Source organism: Nocardia ninae NBRC 108245 (assembly GCF_007990755.1).
Lineage (GTDB): Bacteria > Actinomycetota > Actinomycetes > Mycobacteriales > Mycobacteriaceae > Nocardia > Nocardia ninae.
The window spans coordinates 1-16,546 of the sequence record NZ_BJXA01000101.1; the positions used below are offsets into that span (position 1 = coordinate 1).

15 protein-coding genes are annotated in these 16,546 nt (G+C 68.4%); 3 read left to right on the forward strand and 12 right to left on the reverse strand.

The annotated features are described in order from the left end of the window. The 3 genes from NN4_RS39785 to NN4_RS39795 form a co-directional block, all read left to right on the forward strand. A partial coding sequence (locus tag NN4_RS39785; RefSeq protein ID WP_147142267.1) for a DUF2397 family protein occupies positions 1–381 on the forward strand: 381 nt, incomplete at its 5' end. A gap of 37 nt (positions 382–418) precedes the next feature. Further along, positions 419–1,843 (forward strand): TIGR02678 family protein, encoded by a 1,425-nt coding sequence (locus tag NN4_RS39790; protein ID WP_147142317.1) that lies wholly within the window; start codon positions 419–421, stop codon positions 1,841–1,843. Positions 1,844–1,847: 4 nt separating this feature from the next. Next, complete coding sequence (locus tag NN4_RS39795; RefSeq protein ID WP_147142270.1) at positions 1,848–6,032, forward strand: TIGR02680 family protein; 4,185 nt, start codon at positions 1,848–1,850, stop codon at positions 6,030–6,032. 55 nt (positions 6,033–6,087) lie between these two features. Here the strand turns inward: NN4_RS39795 and NN4_RS39800 are convergent, their stop codons facing one another. From NN4_RS39800 to NN4_RS39855, 12 genes are all read right to left on the reverse strand, one after another. After that, positions 6,088–6,486 (reverse strand): PPOX class F420-dependent oxidoreductase, encoded by a 399-nt coding sequence (locus NN4_RS39800; protein ID WP_147142273.1) that lies wholly within the window; start codon positions 6,484–6,486, stop codon positions 6,088–6,090. Positions 6,487–6,562: 76 nt separating this feature from the next. After that, positions 6,563–7,039 carry a DUF1772 domain-containing protein gene (locus tag NN4_RS39805; protein WP_147142275.1) on the reverse strand — a complete coding sequence of 159 codons (477 nt, stop codon included), beginning with the start codon at positions 7,037–7,039 and terminating at the stop codon, positions 6,563–6,565. Between the two features lie 403 nt (positions 7,040–7,442). Continuing rightward, positions 7,443–8,789 carry a serine hydrolase domain-containing protein gene (locus NN4_RS39810; RefSeq protein WP_222595255.1) on the reverse strand — a complete coding sequence of 449 codons (1,347 nt, stop codon included), beginning with the start codon at positions 8,787–8,789 and terminating at the stop codon, positions 7,443–7,445. 106 nt (positions 8,790–8,895) lie between these two features. Beyond that, positions 8,896–9,087: a hypothetical protein gene (locus NN4_RS39815; protein ID WP_147142282.1), complete on the reverse strand. Its 192-nt coding sequence runs from the start codon at positions 9,085–9,087 to the stop codon at positions 8,896–8,898. Then, entirely contained in the window at positions 9,084–9,911 is an 828-nt protein-coding gene (locus tag NN4_RS39820; RefSeq protein WP_147142287.1) for an alpha/beta hydrolase, read from the reverse strand. Before NN4_RS39820 ends, NN4_RS39815 begins: the two co-directional genes overlap by 4 nt. Before the next feature lie 132 nt (positions 9,912–10,043). Continuing rightward, positions 10,044–11,642, reverse strand: coding sequence for an FAD-dependent oxidoreductase (locus NN4_RS39825; RefSeq protein WP_147142290.1), 1,599 nt, complete (start codon positions 11,640–11,642; stop codon positions 10,044–10,046). 52 nt (positions 11,643–11,694) lie between these two features. Beyond that, the gene (locus NN4_RS39830) at positions 11,695–12,345 is read right to left on the reverse strand and encodes a TetR/AcrR family transcriptional regulator (protein WP_147142292.1); all 651 of its coding nucleotides are present in this window, start codon (positions 12,343–12,345) and stop codon (positions 11,695–11,697) included. A 51-nt stretch (positions 12,346–12,396) separates the two neighbouring features. Continuing rightward, complete coding sequence (locus NN4_RS39835) at positions 12,397–12,843, reverse strand: M15 family metallopeptidase (protein ID WP_246181341.1); 447 nt, start codon at positions 12,841–12,843, stop codon at positions 12,397–12,399. A gap of 136 nt (positions 12,844–12,979) precedes the next feature. Continuing rightward, entirely contained in the window at positions 12,980–13,285 is a 306-nt protein-coding gene (locus NN4_RS39840) for a hypothetical protein (protein WP_107657735.1), read from the reverse strand. Further along, positions 13,282–13,512 carry a hypothetical protein gene (locus tag NN4_RS39845; RefSeq protein WP_147142299.1) on the reverse strand — a complete coding sequence of 77 codons (231 nt, stop codon included), beginning with the start codon at positions 13,510–13,512 and terminating at the stop codon, positions 13,282–13,284. Before NN4_RS39845 ends, NN4_RS39840 begins: the two co-directional genes overlap by 4 nt. Positions 13,513–13,987: 475 nt before the next feature. Beyond that, on the reverse strand, positions 13,988–14,284 hold the full coding sequence (locus NN4_RS45880; RefSeq protein ID WP_222595256.1) for a hypothetical protein: 297 nt from the start codon (positions 14,282–14,284) through the stop codon (positions 13,988–13,990). Positions 14,285–14,964: 680 nt separating this feature from the next. Beyond that, a complete protein-coding gene (locus NN4_RS39855; RefSeq protein WP_246181339.1) occupies positions 14,965–16,275 on the reverse strand; it encodes a sensor domain-containing diguanylate cyclase in 1,311 nt (436 codons plus the stop codon). Positions 16,276–16,546: the final 271 nt, after the last annotated feature.

Consider the following 16,546-nt stretch of genomic DNA (forward strand, 5'->3'; position numbering starts at 1 on the left):
TCGGCCGGTGCGCCCGCGCGAATCCATCGCAACGACGCCGGTATTCGGCGGTTGCGCGAGGCGCAGCTGGACGCGCAACGGGCGCGGGCCGACGCGGCCAAATCGCTGGCCGCCGCCGACGTGCACGAGCGGGTGCTCGACGAACGCGAGACCGAAGTGCTGTTGCGGCTGCTCGACGCGGCGTCCACCGCGTGGGTACCGGTGAGCGGCCGGGTCGCCGGGACCACCGGATCCGACAGCGGGGTCACGCTGACGGTGTCGGAGCACGACGGTTCTACCGTGGTGCAGACCGCGCACGGGTTGCTGCATCTGAACAATCGCAGGCTCGAGGTGCGCCAGACCACCAAGACCCGGCCGCGCGGCGCCAAGGAGGCTCGATGAGACAGGCCCTGACGCCCGGCCCGGGGTGGCGCGGATGATGCACGGACGCAAGATCGATTCCCTTGCGCTGGACAACTATCAGCGCGCGGCCAGGGTCATCCTCGCCAATCACCTGGTGACCAGGTCCTATCCGGATCGGATCGCGCTGCCGCTGATCCGCCGGTGGGCCACCGAGCTGCGCGAGGACCTGGCCGAGCTGTTCGGCTACCGGTTGGAGGTCACCGAGACCACCGCCCGGGTGTTCCCCATCATCGACCGGCTGGACGCGGGCAAGCCCGCGCGCACGCCGGCCGACCGACTGTTCGACCGACGCCGCTACGCCTACCTCGCGCTCTCCATCGCCGCGCTCGGCCGGGCCGGCGACCAGACCACGTTGTCGGAGTTGGCCGATCAGGTCGCCGCGTACGCGGGCCGGGTGGAGGGACTGGAACTGTCCACCGATCGCGCGGCGGATCGGGACGCCTTCGTAGACGCGATCGGCTGGCTGACCCATCGCGGCGCGCTCACCCTGGCCGACGGTGACGCGGGCGGCTGGGCCAGCGATCCGGAGGCGGGCGAAGCGCTCTACGACATCGACCGCCCGGTGGTGTTCGCGCTGTTCCGGCCGCCGCGCGCGCTGCAACATCTGCACAGCGTGCGCGGGCTGCTCACCGAAGAAGCCGCGGGCGCAAGCGGTCCCGCGCACGCGCCGACCGCCGCCGATCTGGCCCGGCGGGTACGCCGGGCGCTGGTCGAGCGGCCGGTGGTGTACCTCGACGACCTCGACCCCGCGGAACGGCCGGTGCTCGGCCAGGATCGGATCGTCGCCGATGTCGAGCTGTTCACCGGGCTGCGAGCCGAACGCCGGGCGGAGGGGGTCGCATTGATCGACATCTCCGGGCGGCTCTCGGATATCCGATTCCCGAGCACCGGAACATTGGCGCAGGTGGGGCTGCTGCTGGCCGGTGAGATCGCGGACCGGGTGCTCGACCTCGACAATCCGCTCGAACACCGGCCCGGCGCACCGGATCCGGGCGAGGCGCTCGCGGCGCAACTGGACGGCGCGATCCCGGAATCGACGGTCTTCGCCCCGCTCGCCGAGTTGCGCGCGCTCGATGACTTTTCGGCACAGTCGGATTCGGCGTTCGATGCCGACGAGGAGACCGAAGATCCGGTCGAGACAACGTATCCGGTGATCGATGCGGCATGGGTGCGCGAGACCGTGCAGGCGCTCGCCGATCGGTACGGCGCCACCTTCGCCGCGCAGTGGCAGGCCGATGTGCCCGGCCTGACCACCGAGGTGGTGGCACTGCTCGAACGGCTGCGCCTGGTCCAGACGGTCGAGGACGGGCTGCTGGTGTTGCCCGCCCTGGCACGCTATCGCGGCGCCGTCGTCACCGTGCGCGCCAAGCGCACCGAGGAACTGTTCGTCACCGCGGCCGACACCTATGGGTCCGACAGCACTGGCACGGAAGGGAACTGAGGCGATGTCGCTCATTCACGGCGGAGTGCGGTTCATCCCGACCCGCGCCGGAATCGTCAACCTGTGGGACTACCGCGACCAGGAATTCTGCTTCGCCGACGGCAGATTGGTGCTGCGCGGCCCCAACGGGTCCGGCAAGACCAAGGCCCTGGAAGTGCTGTTCCCGTTCGTGCTGGACGGCCGGATCGAGCCGCGCAGGCTCAACCCGTTCGCCGGTGAAGAGCGCACGATGAAGTCGAACCTGTTGTACCGCAAGCAAGAATCGGCCTACTCGTATGTGTGGATGGAGTTCGCGCGCGGCGACTGGGACGACCCGGAGGCGGTGACCGTCGGCATCGGCATGCGGGCTACCCGTTCCTCGGACAAGGTGACCCGGTGGTACTTCGTGGCCGACGGCCGGGTCGGCGTGGACTTCTCGCTGATCGGGCCCGACGACCGGCCGTTCACCCGCAAGCAGCTGGCCGAGCAGATCGGCACCGACGCCATCGTCGATCGTCCCGTCGAGTACCGCAACGCCATCGACGCCAGGATGTTCGGGCTCGGCACGCAGCGCTACGACCAGCTGATCAACCTGATCCTCACGCTACGCCGCCCGCAGCTGGCGAAAAACCTGGATCCGCGCGGACTTTCGCAGGCGCTCACCGACGGCCTGCGCCCGCTCGACGAGCAGCTGATCCTCGACGCGGCCCGCTCGTTCAGCGATATGGAGGAGGTCGGCCGCACCCTCGAGGGGCTGGTGCACGCCGACAGCGCCACCCGCGCCTTCGTCGACGTCTACCGCAAATACCTTGCGGTGCAGGCCAAGACGGACGTCGACCAGTTACGCACCCGGCTCGACGCGGTCACCCACGCGAGCACCGCGCTGTTCGCCGCGACCGCGCTGCGCGAGCGCCGCGAGGCCGAACGCGCCACCGCCGAGACCCGCGCCGAGGATGCCGACCGCGCCTACGAGCAGGCGCTCGGCGACCGGGAGAACCTGCAGCGCTCCAGCGCGTACGAGGGCAAGCAGCAGCTCGACGACCTCGCCGACGCGGTCCGCCGGCTGGAGACCTCGGCCAGCGTGCACGGGGACAAGGCGCTCAAGGCGCGCCAGACCCTCGACCAGCGGGCCCAAGAGGCCGAGCGGGCGCGCACCGCCGTGCGCACCGCCGCCGCGGCGCTGGCTCGTGGCGAGGACGAATTGCGTTCCGCCGCCGAGGAAGCCGGTATCAACTGGACGGCCCTGTCGGAAACGGCCCGGGCCGAGCAGCTCACCGCGACGGTCCGCGGCCACGCCGAGGAGCGCGATGCCGATGTGCGCGCGGTCCGGCAGGCCCTCGGGGTCATGGAGACCGCGGCCGCCGAACGCACCAGGGCCGAGCGGCTCGCCGAACGCGCACGCGAGCTGAGCGAGGCGGCCGCCGCCGAGGTCGCGCACGCCGAGGCGGCGGTGGTGCTGGCCCGCACCGAAGCCGCCGCAGCGCTGCGCAAGTGGTGGGACGAGCACCGCGAGGTGTATGCCCCGCTCGGCAACGGACTGTTCGAGGCCTTGGATACCGCGCTGGCGCAAGCGGGTTCGGAGGAGGCGACGGTCGCGGAGGTGCTCGCCGAACGCACCGAGACGCTGATCGACGAGATCCGCAACGAGCGGCAAGAGGCGCGCGGGCGCGCGGTGATCGCGCGCGAGCAGATCGCCGAGTTGACCGCCGAGCGGGACCGGGTCGCCGCGCAAAGCGATGACGCGCCACCGGCTTTCGCCGCGCGGGCCAGGAACACCGACGATCGGCCCGGCGCTCCGCTGTGGCGGCTGGTTCGCTTCGCCGACGATGTCGCGCCGCAGGCCGCCGCGGGCATCGAGGCCGCCCTGCACGCCGCCGATCTCCTCGACGGCTGGGTCTGCGCGGAGCCGCCCGCGAAGTACGACTCGGACCAGTTCCTAATCCCGTTGCCCGCCAAGGAACGTCCGAAGGGCCGCACGCTCGCCGATGTCCTTGTCGTGGAAGAGGATTCAAATGAGCTGACGGTGCCCAGGCAGGCCGTCGCCGACGTGCTCGCCTCCATTGCCCTGCACGAGGGCAAGGGCGATCCCGCCGCCGGCATCGCGGTGAGCACGGCAGGAGCCTTCCGGCAGGGCGTCCAGGTGGGCAGGCATCACAAGGCCGACGCCGAGTTCATCGGCGCCACCGCCCGGGCCCGCCGCAGGGAACTGCGGCTCACCGAGCTCGCCGCGGCGCTCGAGGCGGCCGACGAAGCCCTGCGGGCCGCACAGGACCAAGAGGCCGACGCCAACGCCGAACTCGCGCGAATCTCGGCCGCCGCCAAGGCGTTGCCGCGGGCCACGGCGGTCGCCACCGCGTTGCGCGCGGTCTCCGAGACGGCGGGCATGATGCGCTCCCGCTCCGAGGCGGCCGCGCAGGCCGAGCGCGATCTCGATCAGGCCGTCGCCGAGGCCACCGCGGTCGAGAAGAAGCTGCGCGCGGCCGCGACGAAACACCGGACCCCGCGCGATCCGCGCGAACTCGACGCGTTGGCCGCCGCCATCCGGCATTTCGAGAACACCGGCACCGGACTGCTGCGGCTGCGCACCGAACACGAGCGGGAACGCGAGCGCGAGCGCGAGGGCAGCGACCGCCACGACGAGGCCAAGGATCTGGCCGAGGCGTTCGCCGAGGAGGCCGAGGCGGCAAAGTCGGGCTACCAGGAACAGCTGCGCAAACTCGAAACCCTGCGCGAGGCCCTCGGTGCGGGCGCCGCCGACATCGATCAGGAACTCGAACGGGCCCGCGCGAAGATCGAGGCGACCAAGGCCGAGCAGAAGGCGGCGCGCAAGGCCGCCAACGAGGCGATCGAGGCGATCGGCGACGCGGAGGCCGCCTATCGGACCGCGCACGAAGCACTGGGCACCGCGCTCAACGAGGTGCTCGCCGATGTGAAAGCCCTTGCCCCGTATGCCCGCCCGGACTTGCTCCGGCTGCTCGGTGCGACGTCCGAGGGCCGCTGGCCGAGCAGCGAGGCCGCCTGGTCCACGCCGGAGCAGTTGCTGTATCGGATTTCCCAGGCTGGGCCGGAGGCCGAACCGCAGGTGCTGCCGGACGAGGTCGCCGAACTCTCCGAGAGTCTCACCACCGCAACCGCTTCGGTGCGGGCCAGCGAGGCGACGCGCAAGTCGACCCGCAGCGCAGTGACGGCAGCGTTGCAGGAGTTCGATGCTGCGCTGGCCGGATCAGGCCGCGACTACCGGCTCCAGTGGGACGCCGCGGACGGGCTCACCGTGGTGCAGGTGCAGGACGACGACGGCATGTCGGCGCTCGCCGATTTCGCCGCCCGCATCGACAGTGCGCGCAAAGACCAGGAGCTGCTGCTCACCGACGCCGAGCGCCGTATCCTGGAGGACGCGCTGCTGACCGGGCTGGCCCAGCAGATCTACGAACGGACCAGCGACGCCCGCGATCTCATCGCCAGGATGGGCGCGGAGATGAAGCAGCGGCGGATGTCCTCCGGCAACACCATCGGCGTGCACTGGGTGCTCGCCGACACGCTCTCCGACCCGGCGCGGGCCATGTGCAAGCTGCTCGACCGTGACGCCTCGGCCCTCGGCGCGGACGAACTCGCCACCATCCGTGCGCATTTCGCCGCCGAGATCCGGGCGGCCCGGGCGGCGCACCCCGAGCGCTCCTACCCGGAAATCCTTGCGGCCACCCTGGATTACCGGACCTGGCGGGTGTTCTCGTTCACCCTCATCTCCGCCGACGGCAGCGAGGACAAGCTCACCGTGGCCAGGCACAGCGCGCTCTCCGGTGGCGAGCAGTCCGTCTCGCTGCACCTGCCGCTGTTCGCCGCCGCCCACGTCATGCTCGACTCGGCCGACCCGCAGGCCCCGCGCCTGCTCGCCCTGGACGAGGCGTTCGCCGGTGTCGACGACAACGGTCGCAGCGAATTGCTCGGTCTCAGTGTGCAATTCGATCTCGACCTGTTCATGACCGGCTACGACCTCTGGATCACCTACCCCCACGTCCCCGGCTGCGCCCACTACGACCTCGCCCACGCCGCCGCCGAAAACACCGTCAGCGCAACCCTGCTCGTGTGGGACAGCGGCGACCTGCTCGCCGAACACGACGGCACCGACCTCACCGCCGCCCTCGGCTCCCCCAACCGCCGCCGCGTGCACTCCACGATCGAAGGTGGGATCGAGCTGACAACGGTCGGCTAGGGCCTGTCGCAAGGTCCGGATCGGACTTTGCGACAGGCCCCAGTGATTCGGTTGACTACTCGGCGGTGCGGCTGGTGAAGTCGAAGGAGCCGCCGTCGATGCCCCAGGAGATGATCCGTTCGGGATGGATGCGGATGATCGCGCGTTCCTGGGGTGGGAACGGCGGCTCCTTGTCGTCCAGTGCCTCGGCGATGCCGCGGACCTCGATGCCACGAATGACGTAGGGGTCCAAGGAAACCTGTTGGTCGATGACGAACGACACTCGGCTGCCCGCCTCGACGTTGCGGAACTTTCGACTGGCCCGCATGCGCATGCCGCCGATGTCGATCGTGCCGTCGGGGTTCACCCGATAGCTGGTGGGGTTGTTCTGCACGACGCCGTCGGGCGACACCGTGGCCAGGCGACCGATCCCGGCCTCGGCGAGGAACTGCTGTTCATTGGTGGTGAAGGTCATGTCGGTTACTCCTCGATTCGATATCGGGTGTGCCCGGCGATCAGCCGGAAGTTGTCGGGTGCGGAAGGTGCTGGGATCAGAACAGGATCAGCGCGGCGCACAGTCCGGCGATGGCGACGAACTGCAGGGGGACGCGGTACTTCAGCAGGCTGTCCCACTTGTCTTGCAACGCTCGGGCATTGGGCGGAATGATGCCGCTCTGCGCGGCGGCGGTCTGCTGGGCGTTGATCGGCTTGGCGATGCGGACGTACAGGGCGAGCCAGGTCAGCAGCGCCGCGACCGTGATCCCCGCCGCGACCGCGGCGCCGATCTGCCCGGCCAGAATCGCGATCAGCAGCGTGAGCACCGCGGCAATGATGCCGCCCGCGCCGACCACCGGCATGCGCTTGTCGCCGTAGTAGTGACCCCATCCCGCACTCACGGTCACGGTCGCATCATCGAGCTTGCGGTAGACCGACCGCATGATCACCGCCCCGCAGACATCGGTGCCATAGACCACGGCATTGGCGAGAACGGCGACTACGGCAATGATCTGGCCGGTGACAACGAGCATTTCGGCTTCCCTTTCCAAAGTCTAGCGTCGCTAGAAACTGGAGCAAAGGTAACATTCCATGACTAGCTTGTCTAGCGCTGCTAGATTTGAGATTGCGGGCCGTGCTCGTGCCAGGCGGGGGCACATGCCCGTTCCGCCGGAGTGGACGGTGTCGCCGGCTAGCCGGCCACCGGATGCCGGTGCCGGTGCCGGTGCCCGGTGCCCGGTGCCGGGTGCCCGGTGCCGGGTGCCCGGTGCCGGGTGCCCGGTGCAGGGTGCCCGGTGCAGGGTGCCCGGTGCAGGGTGCCCGGTGCAGGGTGCCCGGTGCAGGGTGCAGGGTGCAGGGTGCAGGGTGCAGGGTGCAGGGTGCAGGGTGCAGGGTGCAGGGTGCAGGGACATCTTCGGCCGGCGAGAGATCAGCAGGTCAACGCGGGCCGTGGCCGAGCCCGAGCAGAGCCGCGACGATCTGGCCGGTGGAGTCCAGCATGTTGGCGAAGATGTCCTGCGGCACCAGTTTTCCGTTGCACCACAGCACATTGCAGTTCGACGGGGCGTACGGGCCGACGCCGAACAGGATCTGCGCGGTGTGCGCCGGGTCCACCCAGAAGGCGAGGTCGTCCAGGTCGCCGATGACGGGTCCGAAGGTGTCGCCGTAGCGGTACGGGTCATCGAACGGCTCGGCGGGCACGTCGGTGACGGCCGCCACCACCCGGCGCAGGAACTCCTTGTTGTCCGGATTCGACTCGGCGGCAAGGGAAGTCTGCACGTTGCCGGTGTCGATGCCGCCGGGCACGCCGAGCCGGACGATCACCATGTCGCGGCTCGGGATCACGACGTTGAACTGGCCGAGCGCGCCGACGAACGCGTACAGATCGCGCGGTGCGCCGGGGAACATCGGATGGTCGAACACTTTGGCGGTGGGCACCGTCGCGGTCTTGTAGGAGTCACCGGCGTTGAGCCAGAACAGGAATCCGTAGCCGCCGTTGGCATCGGTCGGCTGACGAGCCTGCCGAATATAGTCGGGATCGATCAATTGTGCTCCGCCCCAGCGGCCTTCGTGCAGCAGGAGCAGACCGAGCCGGGCCAGATCGTCGGCGCGCATCGCGAGACCACCGTTGACGGCGGTGTTCCCACTGCGGTCACGCAGCCAGACCCACTGGTCGCGGGCAATACCCAACGGCTGCATGAGTTCTCGCTGGACGAAGTCCTGGAAGTCCCTGCCGGTGGTGAGCTCCACGATCTTCGGCAACAGGGCCAGCACGGCCTGGGCGTACTGGAACGTGGTGCCCGGCTCGAAGGCGGGCGGGGTGTACAGGGCTTGCAGCACCTCGTCGGTGGCGATACCCGCGATATCGGCCGCCCAGGAAAAGCGCAGGCCGGTCGTCTGATTCAGCACCTGCCGCACGGTGAGCGCGGCATGCGCGGCGTCGGCCTGCGGGAAGAACTTGCCGAGCGGGTCATCGAGGCCGAAGTAGCCCAGGGTGATCGCGCGACCCACCGCGACCGAGGTGACGCCCTTGGACGAGCTGGCCAGTGGCATCGGCAGATTACCGGTGCCGGTGCGGTCGCCGACCAGGCAGCCGTGGCGGTATACCTGGATCGCGTACGCGCCCTTGGCCGAGCCGAAGTTCAGTGCGTCGGTGAGTGCTGCGGAGTCGAATCCCGCAGTGGACGGGTCGACGCGTTGCACTGCTCGGCCTGCGGGAGGTTCAGCGCACGCGGCGCTGGGTGCTGCCGCGGCGCTGGGCCCTACCAGTGCGAAGGTCACCACGGCAGTGACACTGAGTCCACCCGCCCAAGCCCGACGGAAGTTCATGCTCGACCCATTTCTGTTCTGTTCCTTGCTGATTCGGTGGATCTGCTTCGGTGAGGCGGCGCTAGTTCAGCGCATCGGCGAGCGCATTGCGCTCCACGCTGAAGAAGGTCTTGTCAGCGGGCAGCCGCCAGTCGGGACCGACGAAATACGCCTTCGCGACCTCGTCACCGAACGCCTGATACCGCAGCCAGGCCAGTGCGGTGCCCGTGTGCAGATAACTGTCCAGCCCGTCGACCGGCGAGAAATGGCTCACCCCACGGGCATTGGCGATCCACGCGGGCGCCTAAAAAAAAGGTTGTACTGCCACCAGCGCACCCAGGCGAAGTCGGGCACCACGAAATCGTTGTAGCCGGTGAGGAACAGCGTCGGCACCGAGACCAGCGCACCCACCGCCAGCGGGCCCGGTTCGATGGCAAGCACGCCGCGCACCCGCATCGCCGGATCGATCGTCGATGCGATACCCGGGAACACCGTTCCCGCTTGCAGCGCCGCCTGCCCGCCGCCGGAATGACCGCCGAAGATCGTGCGGCTCAGATCAATTTTGTTGTACAGCGGCGAATTCGGATCCCGATCGGCGACCACGGCGGTGGCGACGCCGAGGGCAGGCACGTACACCAGCGAGTTGAAGAACTCGTACGGGATCACCACGACGAAGCCGTGGCTCGCCCATTGCCGGGCAAGCGCGTCGTACATTCCCGGATTCGCGCCGAACCCGGAGGTGAACACCAGCAGCGGCACCGCGGGGAGGTCGGCGATATCGGCCGGATAGTAGGTGTTCACCCCGATCGGCGAGTCCAAGCCGTTGGGAAAGGCCTGGGTGCAGGTCATGTCGTCGCGGTTGCCGAGCATGTGCACGACGATGTGTTCGACCATGCCCCAGACCGATTCCTGGCACGGATTCGTGCGCACCGGTGTCGCGACCGGATGAGGACCGGGCTTGTTGAACACGCTCTGCGCGGTGGTTCCCGGTTCTGGTACCTCCGCAGTCGCGGCCGGCGCCGCCACCGTGGCGAACACCGCGATCGCCGCCGCCACAATCGCGGTCCCCGCGCGTACCCGAGCAGCAATCCTCATCATCGAGGGCTCCCTCATCCTCCGGCATCGTTGCCGGACCTGCTTATCCGATAGTGAAACCATTCAGTCTCGAATTGCAGAGAGTACTCGGTAGTGGCCTACGACACAATGGGACCCGACAGTGGGCCAGGCCGGTCAGTGCACCGTCCCGAGGTCGCGTCCCGCGAGCCAGCCCCAGGTGAGCGCGGAGGCGATGGTCAGGCCGCCCGCGATGGTGCCGGGTCCGAACACCGCCGCCGCGGCGTTGCCCGCGGCGTAGAGACCGGGGATCGGCCGGCCGGACCAGTCGAGGACACGCGCCCGGTTGTCGGTGCGCGGGCCACCCTTGGTGCCGACCGCGCCCGGGTACACGGGAACGGCGAAAAACGGTGGCTCGCTTACCGGTCCGAGATTCGGATGGGCTGCGGTTGGGTCGCCGAACGCGTGCTCGTATCGGGTGCGGCCGCGCTGGAAGTCGTCGTCGCGCCCGGCCTCGGCCATCGCGTTGAAGCGAGTGACGGTGTGCGCCAACGCCGCCGGGTCGATATCGAGGCGCTCGGCGAGTTCGGCGAGGCTGTCGGCGCGGATCAGCCAGTCCGGGGCGGGCGCGCCGGCGGGGATGCCCGCGACCGAGTATTTGGCACGGAACCGCGCGTCACCGATGGCCCAGGCGGGCAGGTTGCGTGGCCGGTGGGTGTTGGGATCGAGTTCGGCGAAGGCGCTCGCACAGTTGTGACTCGCCTCGTTGACGAAGCGGCGGCCCGCAGGGTTCACCCACAACACATGGGGCAGTGACCGTTCCGGCAGGGTGAGCTGCGGCTGCGGCGTCGCGGCGGAATCGGGCCAGGTCCGATCCGGCGCCTGACAGGCAGGCCAGGACCAGTACTCGCCGGTGTAGGCCATTGCCGCGCCGACCCGTCCGGCCATTCGCAACGCGTCGCCGTGCTGGATCGGCGGCGTCACGGGATGCGTGAGCGGCCCGGACAACAGCTGCGTCCGCAGCGTCGGATCGTGCTCGAAGCCGCCACTGGCGAGCACCACCCCGCGGCGTGCGCGGACGGTGCGGTCCGCGTGGTCGATGCGCACGCCATCGACCCGGCCCTGCTCGTCGCGCGTCAGTTCCGTTGCCCGGCACTCGCGGATCAGGCGCACGCCCGCCTTGCGGCAACCGTGCAACAGCCCGACCACGAGCCCCGCGCCGAGCGTGACCGTCCCAGCGGCCATGCGTTGGGCGATCAGTTCCATCGGTGGTGTGCCACCGGCGAACAGATGATGCTCCAGCACTTCCTGATTGGTCAGCACCGGGGCGAAAAACGGTGCGGGCCAGACTAGTTCGTTCAGGTCGCCCAGGTCGCCCACGGCCAGCGGACGGACCTCGACGTGACGCGCGGTCTTGCCGCCGGGCAGCTCGGCGAAGGTGTCCGGGTAGGCCGGAGCCGGGGCGAAGCGGATCGGCGAGCGCTCCTCCAGAAAACGCACCACCTCGGGCACCGTGCGCAGGAAGGTTTCCACCATGGCGTCATCGCGTCCGGGTGCGGCGGCACGGCAGTAGGTAAGTGCTTCTTCGATGGAGTCGGACTCGTCCATCCGATGGTTCGCCGGGGCCCACACCTGCCCGCCGGAGACCGCGGTCGAGCCACCCCACCGCGGCGACGCCTCCAGCACGACCACCTCCGCGCCGCCGTCGGCAGCGGCCAGTGCAGCCGCCAAACCCGCTGCGCCCGAACCGATCACGACAACATCAGCGTCTATCATGACAACCTCCTCGCTCTTTTGTTTATAAGTACACAAAAAAGCCGGAGGCCTGTCAAGAGCGCGGAATCAGCCCGTCCAGCAGTGCGTCGAGCCCGAAGTCATAGTTGTCCCACGCGTGGGGCCACGCGGAGGCGAGCGCGGCGACCGCCGGGGTCTCCCCCGGATCTGCGGCGTCGATCATCGCGGTCTGGAAGCTCACGCGATCCGGATCGGAACCGGTGCGCGTCATCGCAATTCGGATCGTCAGCACGCCGACGGTGTATTGCCACACCGCCCGGTAGGCAGCGCCCGCCTGCTCCGCGGTGAGCCCGCAGGCGACAAACGCCTGCAACAACTCCTCGAGCAGCCACAGAATCGATCGGCCGACCAGGTTGCCGCTGGCCAACACTCCCACCACCCACGGATGCGCCGCCAACTCGTCATGCAGAAACCGCCACAGCACCACCAGCCGCTGCCGAGGATCCTCAGGCAGCTCGGGCCGCTTCAGCGTGGCCGCCACCCGGTCCAGCAAAAGCAGCAGCAGCTCATCCTTGTCACGGACATGCCGGTAAATCGCCATCGGCGAACTGGACAGTCGCTGCGCAACCGCCCGCATGGTCAACGCATCGATCCCCCCGGAGTCCACAATCTCCTCCGCAACCAGCAGGATCGCATCCCGCGACAGCCGGGCCGGGCGCCCACGGCGTCGTACCGAATCGTTCATCCCCGAAGTTTGACAGCCCACGCACCGCGAGGGCGTAACCCGCCTCGGCGGCTAGCGAGTACTGGCGTCCGGGCGCATCGGCGGGCAGGGGCGGCCGGGGGTGGTGGCCAGTTCGAAATGCCACCATTCGTTGTCGTACATGCGGCAGAGGCCCCAGTGGTTTCCGTTGGCTTCCAACCACTGCGCTCCGGCGAGCGGGCCGACGTCGACCGCGTGACCCGAGACGTGGGTCGACTCCTCGGGGGGCAGCACCCAGCGGCGAGCCGCGTCGGGTCCGCCGTAGGTCGCCAAGCCGTCGTCCCACAACTGCTGCTGCTCATCGGGTGTGCGATAACCGGACGTGATCGACAACGGCACGCCCTGCGCGTGCGCCTCGTTCTCCGCCAGCGTGTAAGCCACCGCGAGGCCGGGTTCCAATCCCTCGGTACCCGCCGCCGACCCCATCGCCGCCCGCTGGTCGGCCGGCACCCGCTCCTCCGCCCCCGCCTGCGGCGCCATCAACCCCGTCGCGACCAGCGCGGGCAACACCGCCACCGGCAGCCCGAGCCCTAGCCGTTTCCGCACACCACTCCGCAACACCATGCCGGCGATGGTAACGGGCCGCGCCGACGACCGCGCCGGTCGCCGGCCACGCTCAGAGATCCTGCGCGGCCCGCAGAGCTACCGATACCCGGTCCATCGTCTCGGTGTCCGCGACGCCGACGCATTCGTCGAGCCGACTGCGCACGGTCGCTTCGGGGTGCAAAGCCGAGGCCCATCCGTGGGGTGGGAGCTCGACGGCGAGCAGCCCGCCGGGATCGGAGTCGAGGACGTGCAAGGTCAGCACGACCTTCAGGTGCGGATTCTCATTGATCGGCGCGGCACTGATGATCAGCCGACGGGTCGAAACGCCCGGGCGGTTGATGATCGGCTCATATCTCCATACTTCCCCGCGGTTCACGCGAGCCCGGCTTCGCGCGCCGCGGTCTCGGCCTCTTCCGCGGCGGTCTCGGCGTAACCGGGGTTCGCGGCGTCCCACTCGACGTAGGACGCGACCGACTCACGGAGCGCTTGCTCCCGGAAGTGCCGCTCGACCCACGCGGAGACATTCCCACCCGCGGCCGCCGCCTGCTTGGTGATGTAGTCGGCCGTCACCTGTTCGAGACTCAACGTCATCCGGGCCTTCATACTCAACATCATACGATGCCTCCGACCCGAGGCGGAAGAACATCGCGTGTCGCGCGGGCTGGGGCGGCCGGCGTGGCTAACGGCGCAGGTTGTCTGCGGCGGGCCACCGACGAGGAGTCATAGTCGATGGGCATGGCCCATGCTTACCCGAAATCCCTTGGGTGGCAGATGCTTCATCCACAAGGAACGGGAGTTGTCCACAATCTATCCCAGTGCTGTGGATCACAGCGTGCGGGCGGTTGCTACCAGTCCGATTCGTGACAGTTGTGGCGTTGCCCCGAATCCGCTTGCCGCCCAACTGGAGCCGCCGGCTCCGATCAGGCCGCGGACGGCACCCGGGCTGAGGCACCGGATGGTCGCCCGCGGACCGGGCGGGTTGTGCACAGGTTGCGGCGGTGTACACATTCGCTCCCCAGAGATGTGAACAGCCACTACAACGGACAATTCGACTAGCGCACCGGACAATTCGGCCGAATCACTCGCGCAACGGAGTGACCAGCGTGAGGTGGTCCCGTTCGACGACGGGTACCCGCGCGGACGCCGGCTGGCGAATCGCTTCCACCGCTTCACGATTGCGCCCGATCCGCTCGATGATTTCGCTGCCGTGATCGCGGGCGTAGGCAATGGCGATTTTGATCTTGCCGGTATGCAGGCTCGACTTCGCGCTCAGCACTTCGATGCGCCGCTCTACCGGCCCATCCAATTCCTGCAGGCGGGCAACGACTTCCCAGACATCGGGGCCCGCGACCAACGCGGCGCGACGATCGTTCATCGGCCCGCGGAAAACAATGCCGGGATGGTCGAGCTGATCGACACCCTCCCGGATGAGGCGGTCTAGCAATGCGGTAGAAGTTGTACCCTCGCGTGCGGCGCGTGCGGCCAGCCTGCGACTGGCGGATTGTGAGAGACGCAGTGTTGTCGTGATGACCCTGGACGTACTCATTGTCCTCCTCGACCTTCAATGGCAGCTGAGATCAAACGGCACCCTGAACCAACGATGTACATCGCTAAGGGTGCCTCGCGAAACGGCCAGGTCACCCCGGCGATCGGGGTGACATCGGGATGTCCGCACAAAAGCCTCACCGAAAATCGAACGCCCAGTTCACACCCCTTGCTCAGGGTCGGCGCCACGAAATCGGGGTCCATTCCCCGCCGTATGCCGCGAAATCTCCGGCGGGATCGCTTACCGCCGAAACGATTTCCACGACGCGTTCCGGCAAACGCCACCGGTCATCAGTACGCGGGTGCTGCGCGTCTCCACTGACCGACCGCGATACCGCAGCCGACGAACAGTTTCGCCAGAAAGCGCTCGACGCCGTTCGCCGCGATGCGCACCGAACACATTCTGCTGCGCGTGATTTGCGTATCCACCAGCCCTGCGCGACGAGCAGAGCGCGTCGCCGAACGCGGTTATTGCCCACGAAAGAATGGCGATCGGAAATGGTGTGAGCGCTATCGCCGGACAACGGGCGACGGCGCCACCTGCGATTCGAGGGTATGCAACACCCAGCGATCCTTCCCATCCGCCTTGGCCCGATAAAGTGCGGTATCCGCGGCATCGAGCAACGCCTCGGCCTGAGTACCGACCACAGCCATCAACACCGCACCGATACTGGCCGACATCCGCAACCGCAGCGCGCCGATGGAGAACGGATCGACGAGCGCCGATTGCAGACTGGTCGCCACGGCGGTCACCCCGGAATGGTCGGCCGGCGGCGGAATGACCGCGACGAACTCGTCACCACCGATGCGCGCGACCGGACACCGGAAATCGAGCACGCTCTCCTGGAGCCGCGACGCCACCGCCGCCAGCACCTGATCACCGGTCCCGTGCCCGTACCGATCGTTGACGTCCTTGAATCCGTCGATGTCGATGAAACACAACCCGACCCGATCATCGATGTCCGCCGTGGCGATCATCGCCTCCACCCGTTCCAGCAGATGCCGCCGGTTCGGCAATCCGGTGAGCAGATCATGCCGAGCCTGCCGATGTAGCTCGTCGCGCAGCCGATGCTGCTCGGTTACGTCCTCTCCCACCGCGAGCAGATAGTCGTCCTGCCTGCCCACCCCCTTGACGAAAGTGATGGCGAACGCGGCCCACCCGTAGCTGCCGTCGGCGCGCACGAGGCGTTGTTCCAGCTTCACCGTGCCGTTTCCGTTCGGCACCAGCTCCCCGTACACCAGGGTGCGGATGTAGTCCCGGTCGTCCGGGTGCGCGAAGTCGTAGACCGACGCGCCACGCAGTTCGTCGACCGGCACGCCGAGCATGTCGGTCAGGCCGCGGTTGGCGTCCAGCAGGGTGAAATCGGTGTCCACGATCGCGATCGCGACCGCCGCATTGTCGAAGACGACCCGAAACCTGTCGTCGGCGGCACGGCGGGCTTCCTCCCGCGCCTGTTCGACCGATTGCCGCTCGAGGAAGAACTGCCGATGCAGCTCCGCGCCGTAACCCTGGCCGAACGCCGCGAGCAGCGCGGAGAGCCGATATCCACAGTCGGGATGCTGCGCACCCAACCGGTACAACACCTTCGCGGACGCGACCGGCACCTCCGAACCCAGCACCCCGGCCGCCACCAGCGCGGCACCCGCATCCGCGGCGACGCTCGCGTCGAATGGATCGGCGTGCAGGCTCGCCGCCATCTCCCCGACCAGGCTGACCAGCAAGCGCAGCGTCCCATGGGGCGGCACCGGCATGCGGCACACCGTGGACAGTGCGTGCCACCACCCGTGGGCCAGTACGTTTCGTTCGGTCTCTTCCACCACGACCCCTTGATAGTTCGGCCGTCGCTAACCCGCTCGACAGTGACACGTCTAGCACGCGTGGAATCCGTTCGCACGGAAGTATTCCCAGTGTTGGCCAAAGCATCAGGTCGGTGCTGTTCGAGAGTTACCAATTCGTGCTGCAAGCCGACGCACCAGACCTGACCAGGGTGGACTGCACGCTCGGGCAGCCCCCTTGTCACGATTGGGAACACTTTCGCTCCACATTGGTAACGAGAACCAGCGTTCAGGCGACTCTGCTATCACAAGCAAC